The 14,879-nt window shown below is 69.4% G+C and carries 16 protein-coding genes, 1 tRNA gene and 1 other RNA gene; 5 read left to right on the top strand and 13 right to left on the bottom strand.

Features of this window, described 5'->3' with window-relative positions:
• Positions 1–4: 4 nt before the first annotated feature.
• Together ACYVF7_RS00840 and ACYVF7_RS00835 are read left to right on the top strand one after the other, a co-directional pair.
• Positions 5–769: a 3-oxoacyl-ACP reductase gene (locus ACYVF7_RS00840; protein WP_460333272.1), complete on the top strand. Its 765-nt coding sequence runs from the start codon at positions 5–7 to the stop codon at positions 767–769.
• Between the two features lie 10 nt (positions 770–779).
• Positions 780–1,496, top strand: a complete 717-nt coding sequence (locus ACYVF7_RS00835) for a gamma-glutamyl-gamma-aminobutyrate hydrolase family protein (RefSeq protein WP_460333269.1) — start codon at positions 780–782, stop codon at positions 1,494–1,496.
• A 5-nt stretch (positions 1,497–1,501) separates the two neighbouring features.
• Here the strand turns inward: ACYVF7_RS00835 and ACYVF7_RS00830 are convergent, their stop codons facing one another.
• The 8 genes from ACYVF7_RS00830 to ffs all read right to left on the bottom strand — a co-directional run bounded on the left by ACYVF7_RS00830 (position 1,502) and on the right by ffs (position 9,255).
• A complete protein-coding gene (locus tag ACYVF7_RS00830; RefSeq protein ID WP_460333266.1) occupies positions 1,502–2,410 on the bottom strand; it encodes a hypothetical protein in 909 nt (302 codons plus the stop codon).
• 133 nt (positions 2,411–2,543) lie between these two features.
• Positions 2,544–3,614 carry an aspartate-semialdehyde dehydrogenase gene (locus tag ACYVF7_RS00825; RefSeq protein WP_460333263.1) on the bottom strand — a complete coding sequence of 357 codons (1,071 nt, stop codon included), beginning with the start codon at positions 3,612–3,614 and terminating at the stop codon, positions 2,544–2,546.
• Positions 3,611–4,879 (bottom strand): aspartate kinase, encoded by a 1,269-nt coding sequence (locus ACYVF7_RS00820; RefSeq protein WP_460333260.1) that lies wholly within the window; start codon positions 4,877–4,879, stop codon positions 3,611–3,613. Before ACYVF7_RS00820 ends, ACYVF7_RS00825 begins: the two co-directional genes overlap by 4 nt.
• A 155-nt stretch (positions 4,880–5,034) precedes the next feature.
• Positions 5,035–5,583, bottom strand: a complete 549-nt coding sequence (locus ACYVF7_RS00815) for a DUF5063 domain-containing protein (protein WP_460333257.1) — start codon at positions 5,581–5,583, stop codon at positions 5,035–5,037.
• On the bottom strand, positions 5,576–6,175 hold the full coding sequence (gene recR, locus ACYVF7_RS00810; RefSeq protein WP_252781197.1) for a recombination mediator RecR: 600 nt from the start codon (positions 6,173–6,175) through the stop codon (positions 5,576–5,578). The genes ACYVF7_RS00815 and recR overlap by 8 nt, the downstream gene beginning before the upstream one ends.
• Positions 6,176–6,391: 216 nt before the next feature.
• Positions 6,392–6,775, bottom strand: coding sequence for a YbaB/EbfC family nucleoid-associated protein (locus ACYVF7_RS00805; RefSeq protein ID WP_460333254.1), 384 nt, complete (start codon positions 6,773–6,775; stop codon positions 6,392–6,394).
• A gap of 168 nt (positions 6,776–6,943) precedes the next feature.
• Positions 6,944–9,139, bottom strand: coding sequence for a DNA polymerase III subunit gamma and tau (locus ACYVF7_RS00800; protein ID WP_460333251.1), 2,196 nt, complete (start codon positions 9,137–9,139; stop codon positions 6,944–6,946).
• A gap of 19 nt (positions 9,140–9,158) precedes the next feature.
• Positions 9,159–9,255, bottom strand: an RNA gene (gene ffs, locus ACYVF7_RS00795) — signal recognition particle sRNA small type.
• A gap of 51 nt (positions 9,256–9,306) precedes the next feature.
• Here ffs and ACYVF7_RS00790 point away from each other — a divergent pair.
• The gene (locus tag ACYVF7_RS00790; protein ID WP_460333248.1) at positions 9,307–9,648 is read left to right on the top strand and encodes a DUF952 domain-containing protein; all 342 of its coding nucleotides are present in this window, start codon (positions 9,307–9,309) and stop codon (positions 9,646–9,648) included.
• Positions 9,649–9,658: 10 nt separating this feature from the next.
• Positions 9,659–9,746, top strand: a tRNA-Ser gene (locus ACYVF7_RS00785).
• Between the two features lie 202 nt (positions 9,747–9,948).
• On the opposite strand, the gene ACYVF7_RS00780 is transcribed toward ACYVF7_RS00785, so the two are convergent.
• The 5 genes from ACYVF7_RS00780 to ACYVF7_RS00760 all read right to left on the bottom strand — a co-directional run bounded on the left by ACYVF7_RS00780 (position 9,949) and on the right by ACYVF7_RS00760 (position 13,985).
• Positions 9,949–10,230 carry a hypothetical protein gene (locus ACYVF7_RS00780; protein ID WP_460333245.1) on the bottom strand — a complete coding sequence of 94 codons (282 nt, stop codon included), beginning with the start codon at positions 10,228–10,230 and terminating at the stop codon, positions 9,949–9,951.
• Positions 10,231–10,537: 307 nt separating this feature from the next.
• Positions 10,538–10,780, bottom strand: a complete 243-nt coding sequence (locus ACYVF7_RS00775; protein ID WP_460333242.1) for a hypothetical protein — start codon at positions 10,778–10,780, stop codon at positions 10,538–10,540.
• A gap of 564 nt (positions 10,781–11,344) precedes the next feature.
• The gene (locus ACYVF7_RS00770; protein WP_460333239.1) at positions 11,345–12,004 is read right to left on the bottom strand and encodes a response regulator; all 660 of its coding nucleotides are present in this window, start codon (positions 12,002–12,004) and stop codon (positions 11,345–11,347) included.
• Positions 12,001–13,155, bottom strand: coding sequence for a sensor histidine kinase (locus ACYVF7_RS00765; RefSeq protein WP_460333235.1), 1,155 nt, complete (start codon positions 13,153–13,155; stop codon positions 12,001–12,003). The genes ACYVF7_RS00770 and ACYVF7_RS00765 overlap by 4 nt, the downstream gene beginning before the upstream one ends.
• Positions 13,152–13,985, bottom strand: coding sequence for a lysostaphin resistance A-like protein (locus ACYVF7_RS00760; RefSeq protein ID WP_460333232.1), 834 nt, complete (start codon positions 13,983–13,985; stop codon positions 13,152–13,154). Before ACYVF7_RS00760 ends, ACYVF7_RS00765 begins: the two co-directional genes overlap by 4 nt.
• Positions 13,986–14,211: 226 nt before the next feature.
• Between ACYVF7_RS00760 and ACYVF7_RS00755 the strand changes: the two genes are divergently transcribed.
• Positions 14,212–14,622: a VOC family protein gene (locus tag ACYVF7_RS00755; RefSeq protein WP_460333229.1), complete on the top strand. Its 411-nt coding sequence runs from the start codon at positions 14,212–14,214 to the stop codon at positions 14,620–14,622.
• Positions 14,623–14,879: the final 257 nt, after the last annotated feature.

Raw genomic sequence — 14,879 nt, 5'->3', positions numbered from 1 at the left:
TCGAATGCAGCGTCTGCAGGACCGCGTCGCCGTCATCACCGGCGGCGGCAGCGGGATCGGGCTGGCGACCGCGCGGCGCTTCGCCCAGGAGGGCGCCAAGGTCGTCGTCGCCGACCTCGACGAGACCGCGGGCAAGGCCGCAGCCGATGAGGTCAGCGGCCTCTTCGTCCGGGCCGACGTCACCAGTGAGGACGACGTCACGGCGATGTACGCCGCGGCGAAGGAGACGTACGGATCGGTCGACATCGCCTTCAACAACGCCGGGATCTCGCCTCCGGACGACGACTCGATCCTCGAGACGGGACTGGACGCGTGGCGGCGCGTGCAGGAGGTCAACCTCACCAGCGTGTACCTCTGCTGCAAGCACGTCATCCCTTACATGCGCGAACAGGGCAAGGGCTCGATCATCAACACCGCGTCCTTCGTCGCGGTGATGGGCGCGGCCACCTCCCAGATCTCCTACACGGCGTCCAAGGGCGGCGTGCTGGCGATGTCCCGTGAGCTCGGCGTGCAGTTCGCCCGGGAGGGCATCCGCGTCAACGCCCTCTGCCCCGGGCCGGTGAACACCCCGCTGCTCCAGGAGCTGTTCGCCAAGGACCCCGAGCGGGCCGCCCGCCGCCTCGTGCACGTCCCCGTGGGCCGGTTCGCCGAGGCCACGGAGATCGCCGCCGCCGTCGCCTTCCTCGCCAGCGACGACGCGTCCTTCATCACCGCGTCGGAGTTCCTCGTCGACGGCGGCATCTCCGGCGCGTACGTGACGCCGCTGTAGGCCGCCCGCGATGAGCGCATCCGCCCCCGTCGTGGGCATCACGGCGTACGTCGAACCGGCCCGTTTCACGGTCTGGGACGTGACGGCCACGCTCCTGCCCCACGCCTATGTCGAACACGTCGTCCGGGCCGGTGGGCAGCCGGTGCTGCTGCCGCCGGCCGGAGACCCTTCGTCTTTGGTCGACCGTCTCGACGCCCTGATCATCGCCGGCGGGGGCGACCTGAACCCCGCGCGGTACGACGCCGACGCGCACGAGCGGACGAGCCATGTGCGCGACTTCCGCGACGACGCCGAGTTCGGTCTCGTACGGGCCGCGATCGAGCGGCGGCTGCCCGTCCTCGGCATCTGCCGTGGGCTGCAGGTCCTGAACGTCGCGCTCGGCGGGTCGCTCCACCAGCACGTCCCGGACGTCGTGGGGGACGGCCGGCACTGCCCGGCCGCGGGCGTGTACGGCCGCTTCCCGGTGAAGATCGGATCCGGGACCCGGCTCGCCGCGACGTTCGCCGACGAGCGGATCACGGTCGCGCACTATCACCATCAGGCGATCGATCGGCTCGGCACCGGACTGATCCCGACCGCGTGGGCGGACGACGGCCTGGTGGAGGCCGCCGAGCTCACGGGATACCCGTTCGGGATCGGCGTTCAGTGGCATCCGGAGGCCGGCGACGACGGTTCGCTCTTCACCGCCCTGGTCGCCGCAACGTCCGCCCCGATGTCTCCTCCGTGAGTGCCCTACGTTGTGATGTCGGCCAGGCCGCCGACAGCGACGCTGCGCACGGTGAGGTCGTCGTCCGCGATGGCGATGTGGACCGACGAGGTGGTACCGATCACGCAGGTCTCACCGCACGCCTGGGCGGCGTCCCCGCTGCGCGGCGACCGCACCGAGGCGACGGCCTTACCGCCGCGATCCAGCAATGCCACGCCATCGAAGAAGTCCATCAGCCAGAATCGATCGTCGCCTGCCGGCATGGCGAACGCGCCGTAGCCGTCGTGCAGCCGTTCCGCGCCTTCAGAGGTGAGCAGCCCGACATGCGAGTCACGGCCGGCCCAGCGGGCGGTGACGAGTACCCCGTGAGCCGTCGCATAGCCGATCAGTTCGGTTTCGTCGACGCCACCCGAATGCCAGAGCCCCACAAGGTCGAGATCCGGGGTGAAGTGCGCCACGACCCCACGCTGACCGTCGGCGACGACCAGGCCGTGCTCGGTCGCGGTCAACATCGGGTCGCCGCCGATCGCGTGGGAGACCGGCCACTCGCCGGTCGCCGCCAGACCGACCGCCGCGTCACCGAGGTCATCGAGGATGACCTCTCGTTCCCATCGGCCCGGACGTCCGATGGCCAGTCGGCAGACCCCGTCGGCGGGCGGGAGTACCGCTGCCAGCCGGCCGTCACCGAGCCCGGCCACCCGAACGACTTCTTCCCCATGGACCGCGACCACCGACGCGTCACTCAGCCGGAACTCCTGAAGACGGTTGCCGGCCCAGATCCGGTCGGCGTCCACGTCGACCGCCAGCGGGGTCTTCCAGCCCAGGTGATGCTCGGCCTTCACCTCACCGACCACGGCGAAGTCGCGTATCACTCGCACGGCGCCGGTCTGCTCACACGCCTGTACGGTCAGCGTGCCGTCGGTCCAGACCTCCACGAACCCACCCCCACGATCATGATCAAATTCGGATGATCATAGGACGGCCGAAGGTTTCGCGCGTACCGAACGGCAATGCCCATCGGCGGAGTCCCGGCGATGCGGTGCACCGCCGGGACTCCGCCGACGACGATCAAGCGGTGAGCTCCGCCGCGACCACTTCCGCGATCTCCGCGGCGTTCAGCGCGGCGCCCTTGCGCAGGTTGTCGCCGCAGATGAACAGCTCCAGCGTGTTCGGGAAGTCGATCGCCTGGCGGATCCGGCCGACGTACGTCGGGTCCGTGCCGACCACGTCGGCGGGCGTCGGGAAGACGCCGTTCGCCGGGTCGTCCATGACCACGACGGTCGGGGCGGCGTCCAGGATCGCGCGCGCGCCCTCCACCGTGACCGGCCGCTCGAACGTCGCGTGGACGGCCAGCGAGTGGGTCGTGATCACGGGCACCCGCACGCAGGTCGCGGAGACCTTCAGGTCGGGGATGCCGAGGATCTTCCGGGACTCGTTGCGGAGCTTGAGCTCCTCCGAGGCCCAGCCGCCATCCTTGAGCGAGCCCGCCCAGGGCACGACGTTCAGCGCCATCGGGGCCGGGAACGGCGACTCGGTCTCGCCGAGGCGGTTCTGGATCGCCTTGCGCACGTCGCCGGCGGTCTGGCCGAGCGTACGGTCGCCGGCGACGGCCTCGATCTCGGCGTACATGCGCTCCGTGCCGGCCACGCCCGCGCCGGACACCGCCTGGTACGAGGCGACGACGAGGGAGTCCAGGCCGTACTCCGCGTGCAGCGCGCCCATCGCGGCCATCATCGACAGGGTCGTGCAGTTCGGACAGCAGATGATGTTCCGGGGCCGGTTCCGTACGGCTTCGGCGTTCACCTCGGGGACGACGAGCGGCACGTCCGGCTCCATCCGGAACGCGCCGGACTTGTCGACGACCACCGCGCCACGCTCGGCCGCGATCGGCACCCAGACCTTCGACACCTCGTCGGGCACGTCGAACATCGCGATGTCGACGCCGTCGAAGACCTCCGGGGTCAGCTCCTGGACGACGAGCTCCTCGCCGCGTACGGAGAGCCGCTTGCCGGCGGACCGGGCGGAGGCGACGAGACGGATCTCGCCGTAGACGTCCTCACGGGAGGAGACGATCTCCCGCATGACGGTGCCGACCGCGCCGGTGGCGCCGACGAGAGCGAGAGTGGGCTTACGACTCATCGGCCGGTACCCCCGTAGATGACGGCCTCCACCTGGTCGGCGTCCAGGTCGAACGCGCGGTGGGCGGCGGTGACGGCGGCGTCCACGTCGTCCTGGTCGACGACGACCGAGATCCGGATCTCCGAGGTGGAGATCATCTCGATGTTGACGCCCGCGTCGGCGATCGAGCCGAAGAACTTGGCGGTCACGCCGGGGTGGGAACGCATGCCCGCGCCGATCAGCGAGACCTTGCCGATCTGGTCGTCGTAGCGGAGCGAGTCGAAGCCGATGCGCTCCTTGATCTTGTTGAGGGCCTTGGTCGCCGCCTGCCCGTCGGTGCGCGGGAGGGTGAAGGAGATGTCCGTGCGGTTGGTCGCCGCGGCCGAGACGTTCTGCACGATCATGTCGATGTTGATCTCGGCGTCGGCCAGCGTGGAGAAGATCGTGGCCGCCTCGCCGACCTTGTCGGGGACACCGACAACCGTGATCTTCGCCTCGCTCCGGTCGTGTGCGACGCCGGAGATGATCGCTTGTTCCATCTGGCTTCCCTCGATGCTGTTCTTGACCCACGTGCCGGTCTTGTTGCTGAACGACGACCGGACGTGGATCGGCATGCCGTACCGCCGGGCGTACTCCACGCAGCGCAGGTGCAGGATCTTCGCACCGCACGCCGCCATCTCCATCATCTCCTCGTAGGAGATGTCGGGGATGCGGCGCGCCGCGGGCACGATCCGCGGGTCGGCCGTGAAGATGCCGTCGACGTCGGTGTAGATCTCGCACACGTCCGCGCCGAGCGCCGCGGCCAGCGCCACCGCCGTCGTGTCGGACCCGCCCCGGCCGAGCGTGGTGATGTCCTTGGAATCCTGGGAGACGCCCTGGAACCCGGCGACGATCGCGATCGAACCCTCGTCGATCGCGTCACGGAGACGACCGGGCGTGACGTCGATGATGCGCGCCTTGCCGTGCGTGCCGTCCGTGATCACACCGGCCTGGGAACCGGTGAACGACCGCGCCTCGTGCCCGAGGTTGGCGATGGCCATGGCCAGGAGCGCCATGGAGATGCGCTCGCCGGACGTGAGCAGCATGTCCAGCTCACGCGCCGGCGGGAGGGGGCTGACTTTGTTGGCGAGATCGATGAGTTCGTCCGTCGTATCACCCATGGCGGACACCACGACAACGACGTCATGGCCGTCCCGCTTCGTGGAAACGATCCGCTGGGCGACGCGCTTGATGCTTTCAGCGTCGGCGACGGAGGAGCCACCGTACTTCTGCACGACAAGAGCCACGCGTGTGCACTTCCTCGGATGGGGATCAGGCGTTCGAGACTCGAGTCTACCGAGGTCAGCTCAATACCCGGCCAGATTTGTCCCGGTATGCGAGATTTCCCGAAAGTCGTGTAACGCTCCGGAAACCTTGCGACGGAAATGGATCCACGACGGATCTACCCCGCGACCGGCTCCTCCATCACGTCGAGCCGCGCGCTCGCCGACACGGCGTACAGCGCCCGCAGAGCCGCACCGGCGTGGTTTCCCCAGTGGTTGAAGTAGCTGTACTGCCACCACCACAGCGCCTCGAGCTTGCGGTCGGCGTCATAGTGACGCAGCCCGTGCACCAGGTCGCTGGCCACGTCCACGAGGTCGTCCGAAAGGCGGTACGCGGTGGTCTCGGGGTCCTTGTACGGGTCGAAGACCTCGGTGTACTCGTCGACGTCGGTCAGGCGCTCGGCAAGCCCCTGACGGGTGGAATCGAGATCCGGATCCTCCCCGACGTCCGGCTCCCAGTTGTCCGGCAGGATCACGTCGGTGCTGGCGCCGAGCTGGGCCCCGGCGAGCGCGATCTGCGACACCTCGAGCAGCAGCAGCGGCACCGCGTGGCCACCGGCCTCGCCGCGCGCCACGGCGGTCAGCCCTGTCAGGTAGTTTCCGGCGTGCTTCGCCACACGGTCGGCGAGCGTCATCCAGCTGAGCTCAGACTTGCTGTTCTCAGACATCGAGCAGCCTCCGTCCTTCAAACGCGCGACCGAGGGTGACCTCGTCGGCGTATTCCAGGTCGCCTCCCACCGGCAGTCCGCTGGCCAGCCGAGTGACGGTGAGACCCATCGGTTTCACGAGCCGGGCAAGATAGGTGGCGGTCGCCTCGCCTTCGAGGTTGGGGTCGGTGGCCAGGATCAGCTCGGTGACCTCGCCGTCGGCGAGGCGCTGCATGAGCTCCCGGATGCGCAGATCGTCGGGGCCGACGCCCTCGATCGGACTGATCGCCCCGCCGAGCACGTGGTAGCGGCCCCGGAACTCCCGCGTCTTCTCGATCGCGACGACGTCCTTCGGCTCCTCCACCACGCAGATCACGTGGGTGTCGCGGCGGGCGTCGCGGCAGATCCGGCACTGTTCGGCCTCGGCGACGTTTCCGCAGACGCTGCAGAACCGGACCTTGTCCTTGACCTCCCGCAGCGCCTCGGTCAGCCGCGTGACGTCGGCGGGATCCGCGGCGAGCAGGTGGAAGGCGATCCGCTGTGCGCTCTTCGGTCCGACGCCGGGCAGCCTGCCCAACTCGTCGATGAGGTTCTGGACAACCCCTTCGTACACGGTCCCTCCCTTCTCCTCGTCGACGCGCTCACCGGGAGCGCCGTCTTCGGTGGTGTCGTCCGGGAGGCTCTTCCGATCTGGGCGGTGGTCTCATGCGACGCTCGGCGACCATGAGTCACATCCCCGGACGTCCTTCGAGACCTCCCTGATCGAAGAGCGTCCGGCGACCGTGGCAGGGCGGGTGCCGCCGCGAGGACGGCACCCGGCCGCCCGGGCTCACATACCGGGCAGGCCCAATCCGCCGCCCAGGCCGCCCAGGCCCTCGGTCAATGGTCCCATCTTCTCCTGCGCCAGCTTCTGCGCCTCTTCCACAGCGTTGTGGATCGCCGCGAGCACCAGGTCGGCGACCGTCTCGGCGGTGTCCGCCGGGTCCGCGGGGTCGATCGCGGCCGGATCAATGACGATCTTGGTCACTTCGTTCTGCCCGTTGACCGTCGCGGAGACCAAGCCGCCGCCGGCGGTGCCCTCGACCTCCGTCTGCGCGAGTTCGCGCTGCAGGCTCATGAACTGTTCCTGCATACGCTGCGCCTGCTGCAACATGTGCTGGATATTCGGCTGGCCACCGGGTTCCACGGTGCTCTCCTCGTTCAGATCGTCCAATGAGACGAGACTACGGGGTCCGCCCCGAATCCGGTATGCGGCTCCGGGCAACCGGTACGGGCGTGCCGAAACGCCCCCCGCCAGCCCGGCGAGGCCCGTACGAAAGGCGCGGGACCGATCGACGGCGGGGCGGCATGACCGCGTTGTTACCGATCCTTTTGCCGATCGTCAGGTGTTGTCGAACTCCTGGATGACCTTTCCGCCGAGCACCTGCTCGATCAGGGCCATTCCGGTGAGCACGGCCTCGACGTCCGCGTCGGCGTCGCCTTCGGGGTCGACCTCGTCCGCCTCGTCCACGGGCTCGGGCGGCGGTGGCGGAGGCGGGCTGGGCGGCGGAACCGGCGCCGACTCGGGCGGCGGCGTCGTACGGGTCTCGCGCGGCGGGGCCGCCGGGGCGCCCCAACCACCGGGATCCGGTGGCGGCGGCGCCGGCCGTGAGGCCTGCCCCGATCCGCCCTCCAGGATCGCGTCGATGCGCCACTCGACGCCGAGGATCTCCTTCAGCGCGTCGCGGAGGACGACGTCCTTGCCCCCGGTCGTGAAACCGCGCCGCTTGCCCTCGTTGGCGAACGCGAGGGTCAGCACCTGCCCATCGAGGGACGCCACCTCGACGCCCTCCATGAGGACGATCCAGGCGACCTTGCTCCGCTGTTTGACCGCCTCGAGGATGTCGGGCCACATCCGCCGGATCGCGGCGACGTCCACCCCACCGGACGGGGCGCTGGGGGCCGAGGATCCCCCGGAGGCAGGCGACTGACCGTACGAGGAGGTCCGGTCGGCCGGCCGGTCGGGCGCGGGCTGGCCGTAGGAGGCCGCCGGGCCGGGATCGGATGGCCGAGCGGACGGTTGCGCGCCGCTGGAAGGCCGAGTGGGAACCGGCCAGTCCGCACTCCCGCCCTGGCCTCCGGCGGGCCCGTCACCCCCGGGCTCGCGCGTGGCGGGCTGCCGAACCCCTTGGTGACCTGTGGCCTGTGACACGTGCGAGGCAGAGGGCTGAGGCCGATCGGCCTCAGGCGGAGCCGCGACCCGTGCCGGTGAAGACTCCGGCTGCGGCCGGCCTTGGGCAGGGGACGGCGGAGGCGAGGCCACGGGCGAGGGCTGCGGCGTGACCGGCGGCGGCACGGCTGCGGCCGGGACCTGGGGCGCGTGCGCGGCCGGGGCCTGGGAGGTGTGCGGCACGGGCGCGGCCGGGGCGGTGCCACCGACCGCGACGCGGCGCTCGAGCCGCTCCAGGCGGGTGAGCAGCGACGCCTCGTCGTCGTACGCGCCGGGCAGCAGGATCCGGGCGCTGATCAGCTCGAGCAGCAGCCGCGGCGACGTCGCGCCGCGCATCTCCGTGAGGCCGGTGTGCAGGAGATCGGCGGCGCGCGTCAGCTCGGCGGAGCCCAGCCGCGACGCCTGCGCCTGCATCCGCTCCAACTCGTCCGGCGGAACGTTCAGCAGGCCCGTCGCGCCGGAGTCGGGGACGTTCGACAGGATGACGAGGTCACGGAAGCGCTCCAGCAGGTCGGCGGCGAACCGCCGCGGGTCCTGCCCGCCCTCCATCACACGGTCGATCGCGGCGAACACCGCCGCCCCGTCATGGGACGCCACCGCGTCCACGACCTCGTCCAGCAGGGCCGAGTCGGTGTAACCGAGCAGCGACACCGCACGGGCGTACGTGATGCCCTCCTCGCCCGCGCCCGCCAGGAGCTGGTCGAGGATCGACTCGGAGTCACGCGCCGACCCCGCGCCGGCCCGCACCACCAGCGGGATCGCGGCGGGCTCGTACGGCACCGCCTCCTTCTGGAGGATCTCCTCCAGCAGCTCCCGGAGGGTGCCCGGCGGGATCAGCCGGAACGGGTAGTGGTGGGTCCGCGACCGGATCGTCCCGATGACCTTCTCGGGCTCGGTCGTCGCGAAGATGAACTTCAGGTGCGGCGGAGGCTCCTCGACGAGTTTCAGCAGCGCGTTGAACCCCTCACGGGTCACCATGTGCGCCTCGTCGATGATGTAAATCTTGTACCGCGCTGCCACCGGCGCGAAGAACGCGCGCTCCCGCAGATCACGGGCGTCGTCGACACCACCGTGGGACGCCGCGTCGATCTCGATTACGTCGATGTGGCCCGCGCCGGAGGGCCCGAGCGCGACACAGGACTCGCACACGCCGCACGGATCCGGGGTCGGACCCTTCTCGCAGTTCAGCGAGCGGGCGAGGATGCGCGCACTCGACGTCTTGCCACAGCCACGCGGCCCACTGAACAGATATGCGTGATGGATGCGCCCATTGCGCAACGCCTGCTGAAGCGGCTCGGCGACGTGCTCCTGCCCCTTGAGCTCAGCGAACGTCGCTGGCCGGTACTTGCGGTACAGAGCCAGACTCATGGGGGTCCGTCCTCGTCGAAAAGAGGACCCCCCGCACACCCGTCAGAGCCTGCTTATCCTTGCTGCCTTCCGGCCCTGGGGAGGTTCACAGGATGGACGCCGTGCGAGGGGTCTGGGCCCGAGTCTATGGCATCCGGCGGACGGGTTCGGCCCGTACGCTCTGCTTCATGGCAGGGGACCTCGACGAGACGCGCACACCGATCCTCCACATCGCCGAACGGTCGGAATGGGAGGCGGCCCGCGACGCCGACCGCCCGTACGAGGTGTCGACCCGCGGCCGTACGCTGGCCGAGGAGGGCTTCATCCACGCCTCCCGGGACGAGGAGCAGGTCCGCAAGGTCCGGCGCGCCTTCTACGCCGGCCTCGACGATCTCGTACTCTTGGTCATCGATCCGGAGGGTCTGGACGTCCGGTACGAGCCCGTCGGAGACGACGTCTTCCCCCATGTTTACGGCCCGATCCCGCCGAGCGCGGTTATCGAGGTTCGCGCACTGCCGGAGAACCGGTAGGCTCTGCGGCGGAGGATTCGCCTAGTGGCCTAGGGCGCACGCTTGGAAAGCGTGTTGGTGGCAACGCCTCGCGAGTTCGAATCTCGCATCCTCCGCCACTCTGAGCAGCAGAAGCACAGGGCCGGTACCCAGCGGGTACCGGCCCTGTGTGCTCTGTGGTCTCGGTTTTACTCTCAGGACGCCACCGCGAACGCTTCCGGCCGGACAGGTTGCGGCAGACTCACTGTTCGCGTCCCTGGAATCCTCGTACGAGCGGTCACGTTCCGCGGAATCGTTCGAGGTCAGACCATGAGGAGCGGGTCAGCGCATCCACACCAGGTAGTAGTTGGGGAAGCCGGGCTTGGGGTAGCTCTGGCAGGTGGCCTCGTGGTACTGGGGGTTCAGTGGCAGGTCCCTCTGCGCCTGGTCATAGCAGTCCTGGAAGGAGTTGTACGAGTCGCCACCGACCTGCACCCAGCCGTCATTGGGCGCAGTGTCGGCGAAAGCGCTCGTGGCGGCCAGCGGCACAGTGGCCGCTGCGGCACCCGCGACGATACCGAGAGCGGCGAGACCGAGAGCGATACGAGAGCGCCAGGACTTCATGAATTCCTCCATCGGGTGTCTTCGGGCCTTTCCATGCACAGCTCTTCCGGAGAGGCGCCGCGGCCGAAAGCCGCCTGCTCTGTGCGTCGTTCACTAGGTTCGAAGCGCACACCGGGACAGAAGTTCACTAGCGTGGCGATTTTTTCGGGCCGGTACCCCTAGGGGTACCGGCCCGACATGCTTCCTGGTCTCAGTTGTCGCCGATGGATGGCGATTACTCAGCCGACCTATAGACGCGCGGGTGGCCGCCGGCGGTGAACAGCCGGACGACATGACCTCACGAAAGGTCGAGGCCAGGGAGCCTTTTTCACCAGGGGTACAGTCCCCAGCCGCCGTCGTACGGCTGGCAGGAGAATCCGTGCAGCTTGCCCTGTTGGGCGAGGACGTTTCCGGCGTACTGGCACTCCCCGTACGACGAGTACCACCTGGGAGACCAGCCTCCGTCGGCCGTAGATGCGGATGCGGATGCGGCGCCGGACAAGGAGAGTGCCGCAGCCGCCGCGGCGATGCCGGTGGCGATGCCCAGTCTGCCAAGAGCAGCACGTCGCATGGGTTACCTCATTTCGAAAGTCGACGATCCTTGCCGAAGGCCTGATTCGACGAGAATGACAGGGTCATCACTCCGCGATCGCCCCGCAATGACGCCGAATGGACCTCAATGCAATTTTGCACGCAAACGCCTATTCTGTCTCGACCTAACGAGCTATTGTGATATACTACACAAAGCAGCATATTCGAGGTTGGCGCCATAGGGCTTTCCGCCCCGCTGGCCTGCAAAAACAGATCGCCTCCGACATGTCGCGCGCCCCAAAGGCACGGCAGAGAAGTCGCATCCGCGAGTGAACTATTTCGCCACCACATCCGTATACGAGATCAACCCTCATCAGTCGGCGTCACACGGGGTACCGGCCCGGCATGCTCTGTGGTCTCAGTCGCGCGGCGAACGGCCTGCCGTGATCTTGTGGCAGGGCGGACACGCATGGGTGATGGCCGGTGTTCGGGTTCGGAGTGCTCTGCCCCGGGCGATAGCCTCGGTCGGCCATTGAGGCCGTTTCACGAAGAAATCCCGCCCGATCGTTCGGTCGGGCGGGGTCCGCGGACCGGTGCGACGGGGTCAGGTCACCAGGCCGTTGCGGTAGGCGTGGACCACGGCCTGCACGCGGTCGCGCAGGTCGAGCTTGGTGAGGATGCGCGACACGTACGTCTTGACGGTCTCCTGGCTGATCACCAACGTCGCGGCGATCTCGCTGTTGGACAGGCCGTCGGCGATGAGGCGCAGGACCTCCAGTTCGCGCGGGGTCAGCGCGCTGTCGTCCGGCGTGCTCTCGGCGGGGCGGATCCGCGCCGCGTACCTGCCGACGAGCTGCCGTGTCACCTCGGGTGCCAGCAGCGCGGCGCCGGCCGCGACGGTGCGGATGCCGTGCAGCAGCTGCGCGGGCGGGGCGTCCTTGAGCAGGAACCCGCTCGCCCCCGCGCGGAGCGCCTCGTAGACGTACTCGTCCAGGTTGAACGTCGTCACCACCAGCACCTTGGTGGGACGCTCCACCCCGGCGCCGGCGAGCAGGCGGGTCGCCTCGATGCCGTCGAGCACCGGCATCCGTACGTCCATCACGACCAGGTCCGGGTTCAGCCGGTGGGCGAGGTCGACCGCGGCGCGGCCGTCTCCGCACTCTCCTACCGCCTCCATGTCCGGTTGCGCGTCGATGATCGTGGTGAGGCCGGTGCGGATCAGCGCCTGGTCGTCGCAGATCAGGACCCGGATCGGCGCGCTCACGACGGGTTCCGCGCGGGGATGCGTGCCCGTACGAGGAAGCCGCCGTCCGGCCGCCGGTCCGCGCTGAAGTCGCCGTCCAGGGCCGCAACGCGTTCGCGGAGCCCGGCCAGGCCCCGGCCGCTCCCGCCGGGAGAGCCGGTCCGCGAGCCGGAACCGTCGGTGCCGACCTCCACGATGATCTCGCTTTCGTCGTAGCGTACGCGGACCGCGGTGCGGCTGCCGTGGGCGTACTTGAGGGCGTTCGTCAGAGCCTCCTGCACGACCCGGTAGGCCACGAACTCGGCGCTGCGGGCCGAGTTCGCCGGCCTGCCCTCCTGGGTGAACTCCACCGGTTGTCCGGCCCGGCGGGTCTGCTCCACGAGCGTGTCGAGTTCGCCGACGGACGGTGTCCTGGCGTCGGTGTCGTGGTCCGGGTTGAGCAGGTCGAGCAGGTGCCGCAGGTCGGTGATGGCCTTCCGGCCGGTGTCGGTGACGGCGCTCAGGGTCTCATCGAGGCGATCAGGCGCGGCGGTCAGGTAGCGTGCCGCCTCGGCCTGCACGACCATGGCCGTCACGTGGTGGGTCACGACGTCGTGGAGTTCGCGGGCGATGCGGGTGCGTTCGGCGGCGCGGGTGGCCTCGGCGACGTGGCGGCGGCGTACGGCCTCGGCGGCTCGGGTGGAGCGCAGCCACGACCCGACGCCCCACACGGCGACCAGCCCCAGGTAGAACACGGCGAATCCGTCCAGGCGCTCGGCCCCGCCGAGTCGGTGGAGCGCGACCGCCAGCGACACGTACGCCGCGGACAGGACGACCGCGGTGGCGCGCCGATGATGTGCCAGATAGGCGCCCGCGCTGAGCAACGCGATGGGCAGCGCGGTGCCCGCGACCATGTGGTAACCGCGGAGTTCGGCGACGGTGAAGCCGAGCGAGACCAAGGCGAGACAGGTGGCCGGCCACCGCCGGCGTACGGCGAGCGGGAGGCACTGGAGGACGAGCGCCACGATGGCGAGCGCGTCGAAGGGGCGCGCCGGCAGGTCGCCGACCTGCGTCTCGTGGCCGTGGAGCACCGGCAGAAACGACGCGACCGCGAGCAGCAGCGCGAACGGGAGATCCCGGACCGTGACGTCCCACCGCCGCCACAGGTCCGGGACGCCCCGAAGGTCGATCACTGGGCGAGGGTAGCGGTCGCGGCGGTCCGGGCGCCGCGCCGGCGAGGGACCAGGTTGCCGCGCCGGTGGGCCACCCACAGGAACACGATCGTCAGCAGCACGCCGAACACGACCGTGTACGGACTCGCCTCCGGTCCGAACCGGCCGCCGGTGAGCAGGGCCGGGCCCGAGGTCACGCCGTGCAGCAGCCCCTCGGTCTTGCCGTTGCCGGACACTTCGGTGCCGAAGATGCCGGCCTCGGCGAAGTTCCAGCCGAAGTGCAGGCCGATCGGCACCCACAGGGTGCGGGTGGCGGCGTACGCGGCGGCGAGCGTGCCGCCGGCCTCGATCGCGATGGCGATCGCGCCCCACACGGTGGCGTCCGGGTTGACCAGGTGCCACAGGCCGAACAGCACACCGGTCAGCGCCAGCGCCATCCACGTGCCGGCGCGTTCCTCGATGATCCGGAACAGGATGCCGCGGAACATCAGCTCTTCGGTCACGGCGGCGGCCGCCATGAAGCCGAACAGCCCGACCGCGCCCGTCGCCGACCCGAAGCCGTCGACCCGGTAGCCGCCCAGGAAGGCGATGTTCACGATGACGGCCGCGAACCACCCGACACCGATCAGCGCTCCCAGGCCGATGCGGGCGGTGGCGCCTTTGGCCGCTACCTCCACCGGCGCGCGACGCTCGGACCACCGCACCACCCGGGCGTACACGAACACCGCGAGCGCAGCCGTCGCGACACCGAGAACCAGGCTCAACAGCGCGTTCCCCTGCACCGCGGTCACGACCTGCCCGCCGACGAAAGCGACCGCCACGACGGGCACGAGCTGCTTCAACAATCGCATGACGACTCCTTGCGGGATTCCGTTGCGAGATTCCGCGACCGGAGCGCCGCGGCGACGTCGAGAACGCTATGGATTCGACGGCCCGGAATCGTCACCGCGCGGTGGACACTCACGGGTAGCTCGCACGGGGGACAAAGGAATCCCGTCAGGGGTCGCTGAAACAGGTCGACAGACCGATCAGGAATCGAGAAGCGCCGGTCAGCGGGCCACGCCTAGCGTTGCGGCCATGGACATCACCATTCACTGGACCTTCCTCCCGCACGACGACCCGGACGCCTCCCTGGCCTTCTATCGCGACACTCTTGGCTTCGAGGTCCGCCAGGACGTCGGGAGCGGCAAGATGCGCTGGATCACGGTCGGCCCTGCCGGCCAGCCCGGCACGTCCATCGTCCTGCACCCGCCGGCCGCCGACCCCGGCCTCACCGAGGACGAGCGCCGCACCATCGCCGAGATGATGGCCAAGGGCACGTACGGCCGCATCGTCCTGGCCACCGCCGACCTCGACGGCACCTTCGAGAAGGTACGGGCCGGCGGCGCCGAGGTCGCCCAGGAGCCGACCGAGCAGCCGTACGGGACTCGTGACTGCGCCTTCCGCGATCCCGCGGGCAACATGATTCGCATCAACGAACTCCGCTGAGGCTCCCCGCGAGACTGGAGGTACGCAAGCCCGGCATCTCCCGATGCCGGGCTTGTCGATCTGCTGAAAACTCCGCACCACGGTCGTGATCATGGTGTTAAAGTCCCGTGTCTCCCAAGATCTCAGTGACACGAGGCCTAATGCGCATTTCTCGTTTCGGCCGTTCCGTAAGCACCGTTTCCGGGTTCATCGCGCTTGCTTTGTCGACTGGTCCGGCATCCGGCGCGATAGCGGCGGCACCCACCCCGACTGTGATC

Source organism: Actinoallomurus acanthiterrae (genome assembly GCF_054775715.1).
This window is presented reverse-complemented; position numbering and strand designations above follow the sequence as displayed.

Bases quoted from the DNA above. Each gene is read 5' to 3' on its own strand.
- ACYVF7_RS00840 (WP_460333272.1), top strand. From the start codon at position 5: ATGCAGCGTCTGCAGGACCGCGTCGCCGTCATCACCGGCGGCGGCAGC.
- ACYVF7_RS00835 (WP_460333269.1), top strand. From the start codon at position 780: ATGAGCGCATCCGCCCCCGTCGTGGGCATCACGGCGTACGTCGAACCG.
- ACYVF7_RS00825 (WP_460333263.1), bottom strand. From the start codon at position 3,614: ATGAGTCGTAAGCCCACTCTCGCTCTCGTCGGCGCCACCGGCGCGGTC.
- ACYVF7_RS00815 (WP_460333257.1), bottom strand. From the start codon at position 5,583: ATGTCTGAGAACAGCAAGTCTGAGCTCAGCTGGATGACGCTCGCCGAC.
- ACYVF7_RS00800 (WP_460333251.1), bottom strand. From the start codon at position 9,139: ATGAGTCTGGCTCTGTACCGCAAGTACCGGCCAGCGACGTTCGCTGAG.
- ACYVF7_RS00790 (WP_460333248.1), top strand. From the start codon at position 9,307: ATGGCAGGGGACCTCGACGAGACGCGCACACCGATCCTCCACATCGCC.
- ACYVF7_RS00780 (WP_460333245.1), bottom strand. From the start codon at position 10,230: ATGAAGTCCTGGCGCTCTCGTATCGCTCTCGGTCTCGCCGCTCTCGGT.
- ACYVF7_RS00775 (WP_460333242.1), bottom strand. From the start codon at position 10,780: ATGCGACGTGCTGCTCTTGGCAGACTGGGCATCGCCACCGGCATCGCC.
- ACYVF7_RS00760 (WP_460333232.1), bottom strand. From the start codon at position 13,985: ATGCGATTGTTGAAGCAGCTCGTGCCCGTCGTGGCGGTCGCTTTCGTC.
- ACYVF7_RS00755 (WP_460333229.1), top strand. From the start codon at position 14,212: ATGGACATCACCATTCACTGGACCTTCCTCCCGCACGACGACCCGGAC.